Origin of the sequence: Psychrobacter sp. AT9, assembly GCF_047272965.1 — a bacterium.
Lineage (GTDB): Bacteria > Pseudomonadota > Gammaproteobacteria > Pseudomonadales > Moraxellaceae > Psychrobacter > Psychrobacter glaciei.
Genome location: NZ_JBKOTW010000001.1, coordinates 1814917 through 1836319, shown reverse-complemented (window position 1 = coordinate 1836319; position 21403 = coordinate 1814917). Strand labels below are relative to the sequence as shown.

Below are 21403 nucleotides of genomic sequence, written 5' to 3'. Positions count from 1 at the left end.
AGTTGACTACTGGCAGTTACTTTGTAAGCTAAAGTAAGATTCGAACGTTTACACACGTTAGCCACTGTTGTTGCTACAAACGACTTCATAAAGTAAAAAGTCTGTATCGATTTAAAGATACAGCAAAAAACACGACCTAGCATAGTACTAGGGCGTGTCATTGATTAGCACATTGATATATTTTAGTAGTCTTAAAACGGCTCAATTTTGCCAAACATCGTCAGAAACCTTGTCAATAATGAACTATGCCTTTGCTTTTTCGCGGGTAATCGCATGATGACCGATATCGCGGCGATACTGCGCCCCATCAAAGCTGATTGCACCTGTTACTGCTAATGCGGCTTGTTGAGCGTCTGAAATAGTATCTGCTAATGCCGTCACGCATAATACTCGTCCACCATTAGTAATAACTTCTTTATTATTACCCGTATTTGCCGTATCAGCATTGCTATTATGTGAAAAGGCCGTGCCTGCGTGAAAGACTTTAACCGCACTATCACTATTGGCATCCAACTCTGGCAAGCCAGCAATCACATCACCTTTTGAAGAAGTTTCAGGATAGCCTTTTGAGGCAACCACGATACCAAGGGCAGGGCGCGCATCCCATTGAGCATCACTTGGTAATTGACCAGCCAGCCCTTGAGCGACTAAATCTACCATTGAAGACTGCAAGCGCATTAAAATTGGCTGTGTCTCTGGATCACCAAAACGGCAGTTAAATTCGATGACATACGGATCGCCTGCCTTGTCAATCATGAGACCAGCATATAAAAATCCAGTATAAGGATGACCGGCGGCATTCATAGCGTCAACCACGGGCTGAATAACTTGTGCCATTACCTTGTCATGAACCTCTTGAGTAACGACTGGTGCAGGAGAATAAGCACCCATACCACCAGTGTTAGGCCCAGTGTCGCCTTCAAAAGCGCGCTTATGATCTTGGCTGGTTGCCATCGGCAGGATATTCTTGCCATCAACCATACAAATAAAGCTGGCTTCTTCACCTTGCAAAAACTGCTCGATAACGACACGGCTACCGGCGTCGCCAAACTTATTGTCAGCTAGCATATCATCGATTGCATCATGTGCTTGTTCGACAGTCTCCGCAACGATGACGCCTTTACCGGCAGCTAGACCATCCGCTTTGATAACAATAGGCGCGCCTTGTTCATCGATATAGGCTTTGGCAGCATCAGCGTCTGTAAATCCTTGATAAGCCGCCGTTGGGATATTGTTCTGTGCCATGAATTCTTTGGCAAAGGTTTTTGAGCCTTCTAATTGCGCACAATATGCGGTCGGCCCCCAAGCCTTGATGCCAGCAGCACGGCAGGCGTCGACGATACCTGTAACTAGTGGCGCTTCTGGGCCTACGATGACCATATCGATGGCGTTATTTTGGCAAAACTCGATGACAGCACTGTGTTCGTCCGCCTCACTGCGTGCAGGCTCTAAAACAACGTTTTGGCATTTAGGTTCAAGGGCAGTACCAGCATTGCCTGGCACGACGTAAACGTGTTGGACATTGTCGTCTTTTGCACATTGCCATGCTAGCGCGTGTTCGCGACCACCTGAGCCAATCACCAAAATATTCATCATACGTCTTGCCCTTAGCATTAAAGTTAATAATGAGTTAGTCATACACTCTGAGAGATACGGTCATATTCTAACAAAAAAAGTGTCTTGATTACCATGAGTATCCACTTGCCAGCAAGTATTCACCAACAATTAAGTCCTCATTGTCTCATGAGCAAAGGTTATCGGCATGTTGCTGATTCATGAAATGATGTTGTACGCTTTAGCTATGAGCGTAGGTGCGTTACACTTCAACATATTAACGGTATCAAATCTAGCAAGCCGTTTGCTCTTATAAAAGTTAGGCAATAAAAACCAGGAGAGGATGCCAATAATAACAAGGTAGCTCACAAATGGAGTACTACCATCTGACATCGGTAAGATTCATTATATTCAAACGTTGCTAGTCATTGATATTGATTAATGAGTGAAAATAAATAGAGAAAATTGAAGTACTAAACTTATAACAAGGACAGCAAACATGCCAAACTCTCTAAGTATCGCAAAAGAGCACATAAGCCAGATAAGCGATATTGCCACCAACTATGTACAAAATGACAAATCGCTATTTGATCATTTTATTCATAGTTATTACCAGCCGCTGCATCAGGAAACAGCAGAGGCGATAAGTAATACTGATTTAGCTGGCATGGCACTCCATCATTTTACGCTACTGAAATCGTATGATGGCAAAAAACCACAACTCGCCATTTTAAATCCAAAGGCAGAAGAGCAGCATTTCCACAGCTCACACACAGTCATACAGATAGTGGCTTACGACAGGCCGTTCTTGGTAGATACGATCTTGATGAGCCTTGAGGCTCAAGGTATTGACGTCCATCGCACGTATAACATCATTATTAGTGTTGCGCGTGATGATGATGGCAATATCGTTCATATTGAAGGCGCGCATGAAAGCGCTACGTCTCACTTATCTTTGATTCACTGCGAAATTGCCTATCAAGACAACGAAGAGTTGGCGGCATTACAAGAACTATTATTAGCAAAAGTGGACACGCTTGATACAGTCGTTGGCGATTGGAAGCAAATGAGAGAAAAACTGACTTCTATTCAATCTGAACTGTCAAAAAAACCACTGCCAGAAGTATTCTATTCACAGAAAGAGATTCAAGCATTTTTGGATTGGATATTAGACGATCATTTTATCTTTTTAGGCTATCGTGAGTACCGCTTAGAAGGCAATAGTATGATGGATGTCAACAGCGACGCTACTAACGCCAAAAATGCAGACTTGGATTTATTTGCTATTGGTAATAGTGGGCTTGGTCTGCTACGTGGCGCTGAAGAAGACAAACTGTCAGAAAGCTTTAGCCAATTGCCAACAGTACTCAAGCAGCTATTAACTGAGCCGCGCGTACTGATGCTCTCTAAATCAAGCCGTGTCTCACCTGTGCATCGTCCAGTATATATGGACTTTTTGGGTATTCATAAGTTCGATGACAACGGTAAACTGGTCGGTGAATATCGATTTATCGGTTTGCTGACGTCGCAAGCCTATCAGCTGACCGTTCAGCAAATACCACTACTGCGCGAAAAAGCCAATAAAATCATGGCAATGGCGTACCTGCCACGAGATGGTCATGCACACCATAAGATGATGCACGTCATCAACACCTTGCCACGTGATGATCTGTTTCAAGCCAGCGTCGAAGAGTTATATCCAATTGTCTCTGGCATCAGCCAATTACAAGACAAAAAGAGCCTACGTCTATTCAGCCGCATCGACCATTATCAGCGTTTTGTTTCCTGCTTGGTCTATATCCCCCGTGATAAATTCAACACTGAATTGCGCATTAAAGTACAAAATGTCTTGAAAGATGCTTACGGTGGCACGTCATCTGGCTTTACCACTGAGTTTAATGAATCTGCCCACGCTCGTGTACATGTCCATGTACGCACCGTGCCCGGTCAAGTTAATGAAGTGAATACGGCAGCTCTAGAAGAAAAGCTATCGGCACTCATGCAGTCATGGGGCGATCATTATCAAAAAATGCTACTCGATAATGTGGGTGAACAACAAGCCAATGCACTCAATCGTCGTTTTTTAAATTATATACCTGCCGCTTACCAAGAACGCTTTGATGCTCGTACCGCCGTCGAAGATGTCAAGCGTCTGGCTGGGTTAACCGACGTTCAGCCAATGATTTGGCACTTGTATCAGTCAACGGGTGACGCGAGTAATCAGTTGCACCTGAAGCTCTATGGTCGTGAGCAACCAGTCATCTTGTCAAAAGTATTGCCCATTCTTGAAAACTTTGGTGTCTCGGTGATTTCAGCGCAAACCTATGAGTTTGACTTGCCTGAGAAGCCTATTTGGATGCAAGAGTATGAGCTCACCTTGGAGCATGTCGATACGGTCAATATGCAAGTGGTACGCAATCAATTTGAAGAGAGCCTCAAGCAGATTTGGGCAGGACGTGTTGAGAGTGACTCTTTTAACGAGCTGGTATTGATTACTAAGCTAGACACTTATGATGTGGTGGTGCTCCGCGCCTTACAGCGCTATATGATGCAAGCCCGAGCACCATTCTCTAGTGCTTATATTCAACAGACTGTGGTCAAAAACAGCGACATTAGTGTGGCATTAAGCAGCTTGTTCGATGCGCGTATGAATCCTAAATATAGTGAAGAGGCGCGCCAAGAAAAAACCACGCAGATTCAAGAGCAAATTACAGCGGCATTGATAGACGTCGATAGCTTGGATGAAGATCGTATCTTGCGTTGGTATTTAGATTTAATCAATGCGATGGTGCGTACCAACTTTTATCAGAGAGACAGTGAGGGTGTACGTAAAGATCGCCTATCGTTTAAGTTTTTGGCAGCAGATATTCCAAACTTGCCCAAGCCTAAGCCAATGTTTGAGATCTTTGTCTACTCACCACGGGTTGAAGCCGTACATCTACGCGGTGGTAAAGTGGCCCGTGGTGGTCTGCGTTGGTCAGACCGTATGGAAGATTTCCGTACCGAAGTACTCGGTCTGGTCAAAGCGCAAATGGTCAAAAACGCGGTTATCGTGCCGGTCGGTTCAAAAGGCGGCTTTATCGTCAAGACCAAATCTATGGCAGATGGCCGTGAAGCGTTCCAAGCCGAAGGTATCGCCTGTTATCAGACGTTCTTACGCGGTATGCTCGATGTCACGGATAATATTGTGGATGGAAAAATTGTCCCACCAGCCGATACGGTGCGTCATGATGAAGACGATCCATACTTAGTCGTTGCAGCCGATAAAGGTACAGCAAGTTTCTCTGATATTGCCAACGCCTTGTCTGCCGAATACAACTTCTGGCTCGATGATGCCTTTGCCTCGGGCGGGTCGGTCGGTTATGATCATAAAGCCATGGGTATCACCGCTCGCGGTGGTTGGGAGTCGGTTAAACGCCACTTCCGTATGCGTGGCATGGACATTCAAAACCGTGATGACTTCACTGTGGTCGGTATCGGTGATATGAGTGGTGATGTATTTGGTAATGGTATGCTGCTCTCAACCCATACCAAGCTAGTCGCTGCTTTTAACCATCTGCATATCTTTATTGACCCTAATCCAGACACTGCTGCCTCATATGCCGAGCGCGCACGTTTGTTTGAACTGCCACGCTCATCGTGGGCTGATTATGAAAAATCATTAATCAGTCAAGGTGGTGGTATATTCTCACGTCAAGATAAAAGTATCGCTATCAGTGCTGAAATGAAAGACCTCTTCGACATTAACGAAGACAACTTAGCCCCTAACGATCTCATTAGCGCCTTAATGAAGTCACCGGTTGACCTCATTTGGAACGGTGGTATCGGTACTTATGTCAAAAGTGAAAGCGAGAGCCATGCCGATGTTGGTGACCGTGCTAATGATGTGCTGCGTATCAATGGTAATGAGCTGCGCTGTGCAGTGATTGGAGAAGGGGGCAACTTGGGCTTCACCCAGCAAGGGCGTATCGAATACGCACAAACGGGTGGGCGCATTTATACCGATGCCATCGATAACTCAGGCGGCGTGAACTGCTCAGATCATGAGGTCAATATCAAAATCCTACTCGGCAAAGTAGTCGAACAAGGCGATATGACTTTAAAACAGCGTAATGAGCTGCTAGAAAGTATGACTGATAATGTAGCAGAATTGGTGCTGCGCCAGAACTATCTACAACCGCAAGCGATTGAGCTCAGCCATATTCGTGCCGCTGCTAACTTAAGCGATCATCAGCGTTTCATCCAGATGCTAGAAGGTGAAGGGCGTCTTGACCGTGCTATTGAGTACTTGCCAGCAGACGAAGAGATTGCCAAGCGTCAAAAAGCAGATACGGGTTTGACCCCTCCTGAGCTTGCCGTGGTCATGGCGTATGGCAAAATGTGGGTTTACGACAACTTGTTGCTATCTGACTTGCCAGATGACCCGTATTTCATCAATGAGCTGCGCAAGTACTTCCCAGATGAGCTGGCTACGCGGTTCTTTGATGAGATGACTGAGCATCGCTTGCATCGTGAGATTATCAGTACTTATATGACCAATAGTGTGGTCAACCGTTTGGGTATCGAAGCATTGTTCCGTCTCTATGAAGAAACAGACCAATCTCTAGCGACCATTATCCGTGGATATGCGATTAGCCGTGATGTCTTTAATGTATCAAAAGCTTGGAACACGCTTGAGTCGTTAGACAATAAAGTCGATGCGACATTATTGCTTAACCTTGAGCTACGTCTACGTGATGCGCTCGAGCGCGGTGTGGTTTGGTTCATCAATACCTTTGGGCAAAACTTGCAAGTCGCTGATATGATCAGCCGCTTTAGAGATAGTGTTGAGAAATTAACCAAATCAGGTGGGTTCATTGAGCAGCAATTTGCAGAGTACTTAGAAGAAGACACTCATAGCCTAATGCAAAAAGATCTGTCCGATAGTGATGCCACCTTGTTTGCTATGCTGCCTTACCATGTCGATGCGCTAGATGCGGCGTTACTTGCCGAGCAGTATGAACGTCCTGTCGATGAGATTGCGACTCTATACTTTGAAGCCTATCAAGTACTACAGCTCGATTGGATGACGGACAACATCGCGACCTTACCGCAACAAGGCTATTGGGATCGCCGTGCTCGTCATGCCTTAGCGAATGAATTATCACGCAGCTTGCGTCTATTGATGGATGCTGTTCTCTCAAAACCAGATGCAAAACAAGCATTTAGTGAGTGGAAGTCTCGTCATCAAAATCAGCTCGAATTGATAACGACAGAGATGCATAAGCTCGATAGTAATGATGATATTCAAATCAGTCTGTCAACGCTATCTGTGCTCATGAGTGAGCTGAGCGGCTTAGTGACAAAGTAGCTAGAATAGTAACTAGCAAAACAGTTGCTATTAAAATAAATGATCGTAAAAAAACCACCGTTATTCATTAACGGTGGTTTTTTATTATTCAATAAACGATGGTCATTAAACGTTGGCTGTCATGTTATAGTCAAAATACCCCAAAAATGCGACGATACTGCTGATGTATCGATATTACTTTTCACTGACTATATATGGCTTTTATCGTTACGATGTTTTTTAATAACGGCGTTAATTTGGCACCTTCTGACAACCTTGACCAGATATCTGACTGAATCCTCCTGAGAGTTTCTCAACCTTAATTTGAGTGAGAATGCGATCTTTTAATGCCTGTACATGCGAGATGATACCAATCAATTTACCTTCTTGTTGTAGGCTGGTTAAGGTATCTAGCGCAATATCAAGTGATTCTTCATCAAGTGTCCCAAAACCCTCATCCAAAAATAACGAGTCGACGCGAATATTGTGACTGGCCATTTGTGATAGTCCTAGTGCGAGTGCCAAGCTGATAATAAAGCCTTCACCGCCGGATAGATTTTTAGTACTGCGAATATCACCGCCTTGATAGTTATCGATGACATTTAGCTCAAGCGGATGGTTATCGTCATGAATCAGCAAATAGCGATCACTCATCTTTTGTAATTGGCTATTGGCATGGCTAATCATGACCTCAAACGTTAAGCCTTGGGCAAAGGTACGGTATTTTTTGCCATCAGCCGAACCAATTAAAATGTGGAGCTGTTGCCAAACTTGCAGCTTTTGTTTTTGTGCATTGATAGCAACAAGCTGAGCCACTTGTTGTCCTTTTTGGTTGTGATTGTCTGTGAGCTTTTGATCAATAGCCCCGATTTTTTGACTTAACTGATCAATCTCCGTCTGAATCTGGTGATGCTGCTCAGCAAGTGTGTCTCGGTTTTCCTCGGTCATAGGGGTGGCAAGCTTTTGCTCTAACGCTTGCTGAGTCACATTCAACTGTAACTTAGCTTGATATAACGCATTATCAATCGCCAATTTACGTATATGTAGGGCTTCTCGCTCTTCTTTAGGCAGGCGTGCATTGATAAATTCTGACTCATCCGTGAACTGCGACTCTGCGAGTGAATCAGTAAAGGTTTGTTGCTTACTACCCATCATGACAGTGGCAGACTGTAGCTCCATTTCTAGCTGTTGCTTTCTAGTCGTTAATTGTTCTAATGCTTGCTGCACCGAATCTAACCGCCTTTGTGCTACTACTTGCTTAACTTTAGCCTCATCAACAGTACTGCGTAATTGCGTCTCTTCGTAGTCTGGATTTTTATCTGAAAAAATCTCTATTCTAGAGTGATTTAGTTTTTCAATATCATTGGTTTTATTGGTAATGAAGTTTGTTAGTTTTGCGAAAGCTACTTCATCGTTGGTAAGCTGATCTTGCTTAGTCTCAATCTGCGCAGCCAAGCTGCTTAACGTATTGGTGAGTTGCTGTTGACTGTCTTTTTTCTCATTAAATTTTTGTTTCAACTGATTAAGCGCGCTACGCTGTTGACGCAATACATCTATATGACGGTCATAGTCTGCGTTATCGAGCACAGTGTGCTGATCGATACTGTTATCCAGTTGCCCCAATACGTCTTGAATGACTGTTGACTCAAAATTGATACTGAAATCATTCTTATATTTATCTACAGGGTATTTGCGCACTAAAGATGAAATTGTTGTCATAGCGGGCGCCAGCTCAGAGAAGTTAGCCATAACCCTACCTTCGATACCTTCAATTTTCTGCGTGTAAAGCGTGATGTCAGTTGTTAAGTTATTGATATTGCTGATCAGTGCCTGCTGCTGTTTTTCGTCATGTTCGATAGCAGTACGGAGGGTGGATGCATTCTCAATCAGCTCGTCATAATGAAGCAATGTCATCTTAATGGTCTGCTTTTGTTCAATAAGCTGCTGTTTAACGGTATCTAATAAAAATACGCACTGGTTAACATCCGAAATATCGGTATTAATGCCGTCACTCATTTGCGCCAATGGCTTGATAATAGCTGCAATCGACTCAGAATAACGATGGTCGGTATTTAACAGCGACGATATGTAACCCTGAATATCACTGCCTAAGGTTTTGGATTGTTGCTGTAGTGGTGCTAGTCGCTGCTGCTGGTTGTTAAGCGTTTCTTGCTTTGTGGCATATTCGATATGGTAGCCCGATAAAGCCTGCTCAAGACTCTCGATATGGGTTTCTAATTCAGCCAATTGCTGCTGGGTTTGCTTTATCTGAGACGGTTGATTTTGGTTGCTAGTGTCGTTGGTGTCGTTAGTATAATTGTTGTCTAATAATGGATGCTGTTTGCCGTAAGGGTGCTCATGTGCACCGCAAAGCGGGCAGGGCAACCCATCTTCTAGTTCTGTTATATAGTCTTCAAGCTTAGCGACTTTTTGTAGTAGGGTTAAATGTGTCAGCTTTTCTTGTCGTTTGATTTTGGTATCTTGAATGTCTGATTGATGGCTAGCCAGCAAACCTTCTAATGTTGTTAACTCATTAGTTAGCGTCGGTAGCGAGAGAGTGGTCTTCGTGATTTGGCCAACAATCTCGGACAACTGCTTTAGCTTAAAGCTGGCTTGCGAAATTTGATTGCTAATATGATCGATTTGCTCTTGTTCGCTACGCATACTAGCGATTGATTGATTTTGGAGCAGTGCCGATTGTTGCTGTTGCAAGTGGGTCAATTGCTCACGTTGTTGTACTATTTTCAGTTTATCCGCGGATTGCCGCTTAGATAACTGATCACATTCAGCCTTGAGTTGTTTGGATTGATGATTAAGCGCAAGACTGTCCTTTGTTAAGTGGACATTGTCCTGTAGCAGCCCCTTCAATCGACTACAGATATTATCAAAGGTTGCTATATCCGTATCGAGGTCGTTTAATTCTTGGTTGTCGTTAAAATGCTTCTCTATAGTGCTAAGCTGAGTTTTGGTCACTTGCTCTGTTTGTTTGTGGTTAGCGATTTCTTGACGTAATTTGTGAGCATTACTTGCTAGTATATCTTTACGCTGATTATCGTCTACTAGAGACTGTGATAACTGTTTTATATCGGCATCCAACTCACGCGTCTTGGCAATCACTGGCAAGGTCGTTTGAAGGCGTTTTGTGGCTTGCTTTTCAACAGTGTTGGCATCGTCTAACTGAGCCGCAGTCTGGGCCAGTGCTTCTTGGTGTACTGGAAGCTTATCAAGCAGGTACTGTTGTTCAATACCCAGCCGTTTAACCGTATCGCGGCTATGACTCAGCTCTCGAAATTGGCTGTCAATCTCCAATGCTTTGCTGGCAATGTCTAAGCGTAGCGCTTCAGGAGTGAAGTCTTGCTGTGCCTGCTGCGCTGTTGCAAATTCAGTTTGATAAATAGCCAGACTTTGCTGTAACTGCTGAACGTTGTCTAGCCACTGTAGTTGCTCGCTTAGTGTTTTAAAGGTTTTTCGTTGTGTGCTTTGCTGTTGATTAAGATCTTCTAACGCTGAAATCAGCAGTTGTTCATCTTCGATACTTAGTAAAGACAAGCTGTTGACGCCTGCTTGGAGATTGCTTAGCACCTCTTCTTCAGAGCGTTTCTTTTCATGCACATTTAATGATATTTTGGCATAGATGGCAGTGCCCGTTATTTTCTCTAAAATGGCGGCTCTATCACCAATATCAGACTTTAAAAACGCCGCAAAACTGCCCTGTGCTAGCATAATAGATCGGGTAAATTGACTAAAGTCCATGCCGATAAGGTCTTGGATATAGACCGATGTTTTAGATTTTTTTTCTTCTAAAATCTTGCCAGTCTCAACCTCGCTGATTTCATGCTTGATCGGCAATAAGTTGCCTTTGGCTTTTTTATGAGCACGATGTTGATACCACGAGCATTGATAGCGTGTTGAGTCAATCTCGATGATGACTTCAGCCGAGCATTCACCTGTACCCTGAGTCATGATCTCGTTTGTCGAACCTGTAATATCACCCAATCTTGGCGTTTGGCTATATAGTGCTAAGCAAATCGCATCCAAGATGGTCGTCTTGCCAGCGCCCGTCTGCCCAGTAATGGCAAAGATGCCCTCATTAAGAAAAGCGGGGTCACTAAAGTCAATGTGCCATTCGCCTTTTAGGGAGTTCAGGTTTTTGAGTCGCAGTTCAATCAGTCGCATGGGCAGGTCTTATTTTTATATAGAGTAGTAAGAAAATGGCAGTGATGAGAAACAGTAATGATAAATTAAGAAGCTATTAATTGCCTCTGTAATAAGCTGCTATTATTCGGCCTGAGTGTCTTCATGACGAAGGTTATAAACGATTTGCTCATAAGCATCACGCAAGGTTGATTTTTGCTCATCAGGAACACTATGTGCGACTAAGCAACGCTCAAATACCTCTTGCTCATTTAAATCTTGGAGCGTCTCAGAGATCTGCTGTTGATTGAGGACTTTATTATAAGTATGAGTGTTTTTTATTTTTAACACCTCACAGGACGAGCCATCTACCATCGATTGAATATGATCGCGCAGCTCACTGACCACATCATTACCTGTATAAATAACTTCCAGCCAAACGGACTGTGTTGCATTGAGAGACTGAATGGTTTTATCGATAGTCTGCTGAATAGCGTCTAGATCACCTGAAACTTGTGCTAACTTTTGGAATTTTGGAATGGGTAGAGAGATGACCTCCATCTGACGTGATTCGTCATGATGTAGTAGGTTAGAGACTAATATGGCGTTATTTGTGGAATTGTTTGTAGGGTGGTTACTCTGTATAGCGTTTACTTGACTAGAAATTGAGTCGTCAAAGGCGTTTGGCGTAATCGCTTCGCTGTCTGCCGAATCACCAAAGCCAAACAAGTCGTCCATAAATTCAGTTGCTTGAGCAGCTGCTTTTTTAGAGAGTTTCTCTACGGATTTCTCGATAGGCGCTACCGTTTCTGTCGCCTGAAAACTTATAACTTCATCAATTGCCTTTGACGGTGAAGTCTCATCAGTAACCTGCTTTGAAGCTTCGCCAAATTTTACCAGCAATACCTGTTTTTGCTGGCGAGCCTCTCCAAATCCCATTGCGATAGGCGAGCCTGAATAGCGAATGCTCTCACGACCACCGACACGCTGCGGCACATGCAAGTGACCAAGTGCGACATAATCAAAGCATTCATCGAACATATCGGCGGATATTTTGCCCAAGCTTCCCACATACAGCTCACGTACGCCATCATCATCAGTAGTAGTGCCACCAGCCGCGAATAAATGCCCTGTCGCGATGATAGGAATGTGACGCTTATGCGACTTAGCTAGTTCAGCTTGTTTGGCTGTGGCAATCTCTGCAACACCATCATAGTGCGCGCAAATACCAGCGATGACATTGGCATCTTTGGTTTTAGCTGACTCGCCAGCGCTACTGCTACGCACATCGCGGTCGCGCAAATAAGGGACAGCGGCGATAATACAATGAGGTGTACCATCTGCATCACCTAAAACCAATACTTCATCGGTTAAGTCGTCACAGGCCGTACCAATGACATGGACGTTTAAAAACTTAAGCACCTGACTGGGTGCATCTAAAAAAGTAGGGGAGTCGTGATTGCCCGCAACTATCACTACGTGCTGACAGCAGGATTTTGACACTCTACCCAAAAACTCAAAATACAGTGCTTGGGCTCTATTACTTGGCGTCATGGTATCAAAGATATCACCAGCAACGATTAATACATCGACTTTTTGCGCGCTAATCGTCTTTTCAAGCCAGCTTAAAAATGCCTCAAATTCCTCATAACGCATGCGACCATAAAGCCGTCGTCCCAAATGCCAATCAGAGGTATGGAGTATAGTGAGAGGTTTAATAGGCATGGATTTGGTACCGGCAAGTGATGACATAGTTGAGCTTAAAGATTTTTAGTAGAAAGCCTTCATTCTAGCAAGAATTATTGCTGTTTGCTCTGCTGCCAAAATAAAACCCTACCAAATATCATTGATAGGGTTTTATTTTGGTTAGCCCCTTAAGGTGGCTATCGATTAAGTTGTCGATTTAGTTGAGGAGAGTCACTAATCAATAACCAGTTTCTCGAGTCCATCTTCTTGCTGCGTTGCTAGATTGGCTACCATTGATAGGGCATGTGCTTGCTGCTGTAAGCTTGTTTCTTTGGGTGTCGCAGCAGTACCGCCACGCAACCAATTATTTGCGGTGTCACTGACGTTTTGATTGTGCTGCTGATTCTGTAAATTATACCAAGCCAAATCATGATGTAGCGCGACCACATCACCCATGATTAGTAAGGCTGGCGTTGGCAATTGCGCTTTTTCTTGTTGGGCGACAATGGTTGCTAGCGTCCCTGTCAACACCTGCTGGTTTGGCATACTGGCGTTGGATATGATAGCGATTGGTGTATCGGCATTGCGTCCTGCCTCAATCAAGCCTTCAGTCAAACGTGGCAGCGAATGCAGACCCATATAAAACACCACGGTTTCATCCGTATTTAAAAAGCTCTTAAAGTTGCTATTGGGCGCGCCAGCCTTTAAAAATCCAGTGACAAAGCGCACAGATTGCGAGTGATCACGGTGGGTGAGCGGAATACCAGCGTAACTTGCGGCAGCATTGGCAGCGGTAATACCGGGGACGACTTGATACGGGACGCCATGGGCGCGCAGGCTTTCAATTTCTTCACCACCACGTCCAAAGATAAAGGGATCACCACCTTTTAGCCGTACCACACGGCGACCTTCTTTCGCACTATTGACCAACAGCTCATTGATACCAAGCTGAGCGACGGCGTGGTTGCTACGTTTTTTACCGACAAATACTTTGTCGGCATCACGGCGACATAGATCCAATACTTGCGGTGATACCAGCGCATCATAATAGACAATATCGGCTTGCTGCATTAAACGTAGCGCTTTAAAGGTAAGCAGCTCTGGATCACCCGGACCTGCACCGACGATATAGACTTCACCGATAGGCGTTTGCTCAGACGATGCAGCTGAATGTTCAGGATGTTGTTGTGGCTGATCTTTTGAATCCGTCACCGATATCGCTGTTTGTGGAATTTGAGTGTCTGCATTGCTGGTTCTATCAATTTTGGCAGCCGTCTCGTCCAAGTCGGCTTTTAATTGGGCGGCCGCTTGGGTTTCATTACCCGCAAACATCAGCTCACTGACTTGACCTTCAAAAGCACGCTCCCAAAACTGCCGACGACCTGTCAAGGTTGGGATTTTGCTTTTTACCTCAGCACGGAAATCGCCTGCCAGCTTGGCAAGTTTGCCGTAGCCTTGGGGTATTAATGTCTCAAGACGCGCACGCAACAGACGTGCCAGCACAGGCGCTTTACCATTCGAAGAAATACCTATCACAATGGGATTGCGATCGACGATGGCAGGAAAAATAAAATCACACAAAGGCGGGGTATCGACCACGTTTACGGGAATATTAATCTCGGTAGCATCGGCATGAATTTGATGATTGAGCGTTTCGTCATCTGTCGCCGCGATGATGACACGCGCGCCTGTCATATAGGTTTTATGATAGTTTTCATAGATGAGTTGGTGCTTGCTATCAGATAGCAACGCTTGTATCTCAGCCATAATGGTTGGTGCCAGTACCGTGATACAAGCCCCAGCACGGCTGAGCAAGTCAGCCTTACGTAGCGCCACATCGCCGCCACCGACGATCAGCACTTTGCGGTCTTCTAATTTAAAAAATAGCGGAAAGGTGTTCATAGCATCACCAGCAATTTATTCAATGTAAAATATACCCCTATTATGAGGTATCGCGTGCGACGTCTCACTTAGTGTATTGGCATTAGTATATTCGTTTTTGACATGTTAAAGGTAGTTTTTGATTGAAAAAGGAATAGCCATACAGAATGCAAAAAGCCCTCTCGTTTATGAGAGGGCTTTTGCTTAACTAAAATCAGTCGATATTACAGCTGCGTATGCAGGCCACACTCACGGCTCTCTTCTACTTTCGTTGGATCAAAGTAGTCATGCTCGTTAGGTAGTTTGTGCTCGTCTAAATAAACATCCAAGTCTGCATCTGTTTTTTCAAACAACGGTGCTACTTTTAGCACGCCATCTTTTGATAGACTTAACACATCAAGGCCTTGGCGGAATTCGGTTTGATCTTTACGAATGGCATTGAACCAAACGTCAGGCTTTAGCTCATCTAGTGCGCGGCGGAACGGCTCAAGCTTCACTTGTTCAGTGAATTCGTCATGCTGTGGATTATCAATCCCTGGAATGCCATTCATAGTGGCGTCACGATGGGCAGCCGTTTGTTTAGGGATATACGTAATGACATTTAGACCTAAATCTTTGATGACTTTATTAGCAAAACGATAAGTGGCATCGGTGTTATAGCCAGAATCTACCCATAATACGGTAATATCAGGACGTTGCTTGGCGACCAAATGCAAAATAGCAGATTCATAAGGACGGAAGTTCGTCGTGATAATTGGGTTTTTAGCTTGCTGCAATGCCCATGCTACGATTTCTTCTGGTGATTTACCTTGTAGCGCTTGGTTGGCTTGATCAAGGTCTAGATTTGGGTGTAATTGGCTCATAATACGTTCCTTAATTGTTGTTAATATAAAAAAATGGTTAAATAAACAAAATACTTAAAAGTAAATAATGGCTACTGAATAGCAATATTAAGCGCCCGAAAACATCGGCAAGTCGGCAGCGTTGCGACCATCATAACTGCTGGCAAGCGCATTGAATGCTTGACTGATATCAGAGATAGACTGCATATCGTGCTCGCTAAGTACAAAAGTGTCGGCACCCGCGCGCAGTAGATACGCAATTTGGTCACGACCAAACTTGCCTGCCATACGAATCTCGCCTTGAAAACCGAGCTGACGTAGCGTCTGTGCGAAACTAAAACCACGCCCATCAGTAAAGGCTGGTACATGAATCACAATCAAATCTTGCTTTAACAAAAAGTCTGTCAATCCTGCCAGCGCATCAGTATCAGTGTCTGAGGTAATCCAAACACCAAGACGGCTAGTATGCTCGCCCAACAGCTCATATACTTGCTGCAATAGTCCACCAGCGAGCGTGCCTTTAGCATCCAACAAGTCTGCAAGTGGTAGGACGACATCGAGCTTCTCTTGCTTTTGTAAGGTCTCGAGCAGCGATATCTCTGTGAGAGCGATACCATCTGGTATCTCATTGGTGGTAAGCGCATGCCAAGTATCAGTCTGACTGATATCGACACCATCACTATTTAGTACATGATGATTACCCATAGACCTTCTCCTTAAATGGTGCGATACCAACGCGATCGACCAAATCAGTAAAGAGTTCTACGTCATTGTCATTACTAGCACGCAGCTCTAGATAAACGTCCAAAATCTTTTGTAGAGTAGTAGCGACATCATCAGCTGGCACTGCTTTGCCCAATATCTTGCCGATTTTGGCATCACTGCTTGAGTTACCACCCAAACTAATTTGATACCAGTGTTCGCCTTTTTTATCGACACCAAGGATACCGATATCACCCGTATGATGGTGCGCACAAGCGTTCATACAGCCGGACATGTTTAGACGAATCTCACCCAAGTCATAAAGGTAGTCGAGATCATCAAACTGTTTCTCGATTTGCTCAGCGATATTGTAAGTCGTGGCATTGGCAAGCGAGCAATAATCCCAACCTGGGCAGACAATCATGTCTGTTAAGGTGTTTATATTGGCACGCGCTAAATTAAGCTCGGTCAGCTGTTGCCATAGCTCATACAGATGATTGGTTTGCACATCAGCAAACACCAAATTTTGCTGATAAGTACCGCGTAACTCCCCAAAGCTATATTTATCTGATAAGTCAGCGAGGGCATCCATTTGCTGCTCGTTGACATCGCCCGAAGGCACATAGCTTCCGTCGACCAACCCTGCTTTTAAAGAAATAACAACGGCACGGTAGCCCGACACTTTATGCGCGACCGTATTTTGATTGTACCAATTGGCAAAGTCTTTATCGGCATTGAGTTGCTGCTGCAAATCAGACTGTGCTTGCAGAGCGTCGAAGGCAACATAATCAGGCTCGCTAAAGAAACTGCTGGCAGTGGCAAAATTCTCGTCTGTTAAGGTCAGCGCGCCATCTTTGGTATGCGCTTCCCACTCTGCATCGACCAATTTGGCAAAGGCAGGACCGCCCATGCTCTCCACCAATATTTTAATACGGGCTTTAAATTTATTATCGCGGCGACCATGCAGGTTATAAACACGCAAAATAGCGTCTAGATAACTGAGCAGATGCTGACGCGGTAAGAATTCGTTAATCACTTTACCAATCACTGGTGTACGACCAAGACCACCGCCAACCAATACTTCAAAACCAATCTCGCCTGCCTCATTGGTTTTTAGGTGTAGTCCCACATCATGCACTTGCGTCGCCGCGCGGTCATTGGCTGTACCAATAACAGCAATCTTAAATTTACGCGGCAAAAAGGCAAACTCAGGATGAAAGGTTGACCACTGACGAATAATTTCACAATAGGGACGTGGATCTGCAATCTCTTCTTGATGAATACCAGCGTAAGGATCAGTTGTGGTATTACGAATACAGTTGCCCGACGTTTGAATGGCGTGCATCTGTACCGATGCTAGTTCTGCCAAGATGTCTGGAACTTCCTCTAGCTTTGGCCAATTCAACTGAATATTGGTACGGGTCGTAAAGTGCCCATAGCCTCTGTCATATTTACGGGTGATCTCTGCCAATTTACGCAATTGGTAACTGGCTAGCAGGCCGTAAGGGATAGCAATACGCAACATCGGCGCATAACGTTGGATATAAAGGCCATTCTGCAAACGCAGGGGCAAAAACTGATCTTCTGGCAGCTCACCGGCCAAAAACCGTTCAGTTTGGTCGCGAAATTGGGCGACCCGTTCCTCTACCAAGGTTTGGTCAGCGTAGTTATATTGATACATGACGTAATCTCAATTTTGTTTTTAGACTTAAAAGCAGCGACGAAAATGATTTGCGTGTGTAATAGATTTTGTTGCCGATCGCAATGTGAATAATTCAGCTTTACATCATATAAGCTTGTGCCAAAAAACATAAATTCCTTTAAGACATATCCATATCCAAACACAGCATAAATTTTCATAACGAAAGTTAGGTAGCCTATGCGTATTCTATTTATAAGCCAATTTTCTAAGCCAATTTACCGAGCATAATCATTTATTATTAAGGTTTTAAATCAATATGACATCTTCAGTCCTCAATCAAGCAGCTTCAAAACTAGTCCCTCCTCATGGTAGCAGTGAGCTTAAGCCATTATTGTTAACTGGCGACGCCCGTGATCAAGCCTTGGCACTTGCCAGCACCTTACCGACAATTACCTTAAGCTCTCGTGAGCGTGGCGATTTGATTATGTTTGGTATTGGCGGCTTTACCCCGCTGAGCGGCTTTATGAATCAAGCCGACTGGCAGGGTGTGGTTGACAACATGCGCTTACAAAGCGGCGAAAATGCTGGCTTGTTTTGGCCGATTCCAATCACCTTATCTGCACCAACAGCCACAGCCGACAGCCTAAATCAAGGTGATAAAGTCGCGTTGATCGCTGAAGATGGTGAAGTGATGGGTATCTTGACGGTTGAAGAAACCTATAGTATTGATAAAGAACACGAATGCCAGCAAGTATTTACCACGACAGACTCTGAGCATCCGGGTGTGCAGCAAGTGCTAAACCAAGGCGATGTCAACATCGCAGGTAGCGTAGAAGTGCTAAGCGAAGGCGAATTCCCAGCCTTATACCCAGAGATTTATAAAACGCCTGCGGAGACGCGCGAAATATTGGATGCCAAAGGCTGGAAAACAGTCGCAGCATTCCAGACGCGTAACCCAATGCATCGCTCACATGAATATCTTGCCAAGATTGCTATCGAGATTTGTGATGGGGTGTTGATACATTCATTATTAGGTGCGCTCAAGCCAGGTGATATTCCTGCTGACGTGCGTCAAGAAGCCATCAAAACCTTGATTGACAACTACTTTAGACAAGATACGGTGATTCAAGCGGGTTATCCACTAGACATGCGTTATGCTGGACCTCGTGAAGCGTTACTGCATGCGGTATTCCGTCAAAACTATGGCTGTAGTCATCTGATTGTTGGTCGTGACCATGCTGGTGTTGGCGATTATTATGGTGCCTTTGATGCTCAGACTATCTTTGAGCACGTTGGCAAAGACGATCTGATCACTCAGCCGTTAAAAATTGGCTGGACGTTCTGGTGTAATGCTTGTAATGCGATGGCATCAGACAAGACTTGCCCGCATGACGCTTCTGAACATGTCAAAGTGTCAGGTACTAAGCTACGTAAAGCACTATCAGAAGACGAAGAGGTGCCAGAGAACTTTAGCCGTCCTGAAGTACTAGAAATTTTGCGCAATTATTATGCTGGTATCGCTCGTGAGGAGCGAGCTGAGGTTAAGCTCACTGGTGCATCAGCCGTATAATTAATTTGTATCGTTGATAAATAAAATCAGTCATAAAAAAGGTGTCAGACTTATCGTCTAGCACCTTTTTTATTGTCTACAGTAAAGCTTAACGTCATTGAATGTTAATTCAGCTCTAAAGCACCCGAAAGCTTCTCATAGTTTCCGGCTAGCGTACCGCCACCTGAGCAAAAATAGTTTAATGCATATTTATCTGGGCTATCAATGGTCAGCGTATCGTCTTTAAATTGAAAGAACGCCATGCTGTCATTGCTGCTATTTATCTTGGTCTGAAAAATAACGCCGTGTGCATCATCCTGACCCAGCAAGGTCGCCTTACCATCAAAATAACAGGTTGGTTTTTTCACATCACTGCGGGCGCGCACTTTTATAGTAATGTCTGTCGCTCCGTCAGGTCTCACCATGACGCCCACCCAATCATAACCTTGTTTGCGAGCCGCATAACTCTCTGAGGCGTAGTCACCAACGACTTTTTGCACAGCAGGTGTCGGCATAATAGCAGTACTTTTCACTTTGCTATCACCGTAGTTATCATTGCTATAACTACAACCGCTGACGCTAATAAGGATAGGGCTGGCAAATAATAACGCAATAGAAAGTACTGAGCGAAGTTGGTATTGAATCATATGGTCGCACCTTGTGGTTAAGTGAATGATAGGTATTGCTCCTGCCTGCTTATGCCAAGTGCTTCACTCGATAAGCTAATTTGTCACTAAGCGTTCATGAAACAAGCTGCTAGCATGGCTCTCATTATACTCAATATTAAATTCAAAAAGCCAAATTCACTGAGCAATAGCCATTGAGACCGTAATAAGTATTTTAATAAAAAATGGTCGCATCGAAACTAAAAGATATGAAACTCGAAACTATAGAGAACATTTATGCAAATTAATATCAACAAAATCTCATCTCGCATTGGCAGTATTTCTGGTGCCCCATCATTATCTAAAAGCGTACAACCACGCATCCTCATGATTGGCAGCGCATTGACAGCGATGATGCTAATTGCAGGTTGTAGCCCAACGCAAGCCACGCAAAACGAATCTGCCAGTGGGCAAAAAGACATCAGCTTACTGAACGTCTCTTACGATGTGTCGCGCGATTTTTACAAAGACTATAACGCATTATTCAGTGCGAATTATCAGAAAGAAAATCCAGACAGTAAGATCGATATCAATCAGTCACATGGTGGTTCAAGTAAGCAGGCCTTGTCGGTTGCCAATGGTTTGCAAGCCGATGTGGTGACCTTCAACCAAGAAAGCGACATGAACTTGTTGGTTGAAAAAGGCTTGGTCGCAGCCGACTGGCAACAAGCCCTACCGAATAATGCCGTTCCTTATACCAGCACTATGGTACTACTGGTACGGAATGGTAATCCAAAAAATATTCAAGATTGGTCGGATTTGGCGCGTAACGGGGTCGACGTGGTCATCCCGAATCCAAAAACCAGTGGTACGGCGCGTTATGCTTTTTTGGGCGCTTATGGTTATGGTCTGCATCAATTCAAAGAAAGTGTGGAAAATCCTACCAAAACGGATGACTTTATCAAGAAACTATTGGCAAACGTCGTTACTTACGACAATGGTGCACGAGCAGCGACGACCAGCTTTACCCAACGCGGGCTAGGTGATGTACTTATCACTACCGAAAACGAAGCGCATCTGGCGGTGAAGCAGTTCGCAAAAGGAAAAGTTGACATCGTTTATCCAAGCTACTCGATTGTTATTAAAAACCCCGTTGCCGTAGTGACCGCTGTCACCGAAAAAGGCGGTAAAACTGAGGCCGCAACCGCTTATCTCAAAGGTTTATGGGAGACCCCCGCACAAGAACTCATGGCACAGATGTATATGCGTCCTAGTAATGAGCAGGTATTAGCAGCGCACAAAGACACCCTACCTGATATTAACACTTTTGAGCCAGTCGAAGTTTTCGGGTCTTGGGCACAGATCATGGACACATTCTTTGTCGATGGCGGGCGTTTCGATCAGCTGGCACGGGTAGAGTAGAGGGCAACCCTTAAGTAATTGATAACTTTATCTATATAATACAGTTATTCCATTTTG

11 protein-coding genes are annotated in these 21403 nt (G+C 44.4%); 3 read left to right on the top strand and 8 right to left on the bottom strand.

Annotated features, from left to right (window positions below; genetic code table 11):
- Window positions 1–243 precede the first annotated feature (243 nt).
- Entirely contained in the window at window positions 244–1593 is a 1350-nt protein-coding gene (gene purD / locus ACMFL8_RS07680) for a phosphoribosylamine--glycine ligase (protein WP_413191383.1), read from the bottom strand.
- A gap of 460 nt (window positions 1594–2053) precedes the next feature.
- Here purD and ACMFL8_RS07675 point away from each other — a divergent pair, with 460 nt between their 5' ends.
- Entirely contained in the window at window positions 2054–6904 is a 4851-nt protein-coding gene (locus tag ACMFL8_RS07675; protein WP_413190602.1) for an NAD-glutamate dehydrogenase, read from the top strand.
- 231 nt (window positions 6905–7135) lie between these two features.
- On the opposite strand, the gene ACMFL8_RS07670 is transcribed toward ACMFL8_RS07675, so the two are convergent.
- The 6 genes from ACMFL8_RS07670 to ACMFL8_RS07645 form a co-directional block, all read right to left on the bottom strand.
- The gene (locus tag ACMFL8_RS07670; RefSeq protein WP_413190601.1) at window positions 7136–11059 is read right to left on the bottom strand and encodes an AAA family ATPase; all 3924 of its coding nucleotides are present in this window, start codon (window positions 11057–11059) and stop codon (window positions 7136–7138) included.
- A 102-nt stretch (window positions 11060–11161) separates the two neighbouring features.
- Entirely contained in the window at window positions 11162–12769 is a 1608-nt protein-coding gene (locus ACMFL8_RS07665) for an exonuclease SbcCD subunit D C-terminal domain-containing protein (RefSeq protein WP_413190600.1), read from the bottom strand.
- 168 nt (window positions 12770–12937) lie between these two features.
- Window positions 12938–14605, bottom strand: a complete 1668-nt coding sequence (gene cobA, locus ACMFL8_RS07660; RefSeq protein WP_413190599.1) for a uroporphyrinogen-III C-methyltransferase — start codon at window positions 14603–14605, stop codon at window positions 12938–12940.
- A gap of 203 nt (window positions 14606–14808) precedes the next feature.
- The gene (locus ACMFL8_RS07655; protein ID WP_010198043.1) at window positions 14809–15447 is read right to left on the bottom strand and encodes a phosphoadenosine phosphosulfate reductase family protein; all 639 of its coding nucleotides are present in this window, start codon (window positions 15445–15447) and stop codon (window positions 14809–14811) included.
- An 87-nt stretch (window positions 15448–15534) separates the two neighbouring features.
- A complete protein-coding gene (locus ACMFL8_RS07650) occupies window positions 15535–16131 on the bottom strand; it encodes a DUF934 domain-containing protein (protein WP_010198042.1) in 597 nt (198 codons plus the stop codon).
- Entirely contained in the window at window positions 16124–17809 is a 1686-nt protein-coding gene (locus ACMFL8_RS07645) for a nitrite/sulfite reductase (RefSeq protein ID WP_010198040.1), read from the bottom strand. Before ACMFL8_RS07645 ends, ACMFL8_RS07650 begins: the two co-directional genes overlap by 8 nt.
- Before the next feature lie 277 nt (window positions 17810–18086).
- Between ACMFL8_RS07645 and sat the strand changes: the two genes are divergently transcribed.
- Window positions 18087–19340 carry a sulfate adenylyltransferase gene (sat, locus tag ACMFL8_RS07640; RefSeq protein ID WP_413190598.1) on the top strand — a complete coding sequence of 418 codons (1254 nt, stop codon included), beginning with the start codon at window positions 18087–18089 and terminating at the stop codon, window positions 19338–19340.
- Between the two features lie 104 nt (window positions 19341–19444).
- On the opposite strand, the gene ACMFL8_RS07635 is transcribed toward sat, so the two are convergent.
- Window positions 19445–19966 (bottom strand): hypothetical protein, encoded by a 522-nt coding sequence (locus ACMFL8_RS07635; RefSeq protein ID WP_413190597.1) that lies wholly within the window; start codon window positions 19964–19966, stop codon window positions 19445–19447.
- Between the two features lie 255 nt (window positions 19967–20221).
- Between ACMFL8_RS07635 and ACMFL8_RS07630 the strand changes: the two genes are divergently transcribed.
- Entirely contained in the window at window positions 20222–21346 is a 1125-nt protein-coding gene (locus ACMFL8_RS07630) for a sulfate ABC transporter substrate-binding protein (RefSeq protein WP_413190596.1), read from the top strand.
- Window positions 21347–21403 lie beyond the last annotated feature (57 nt).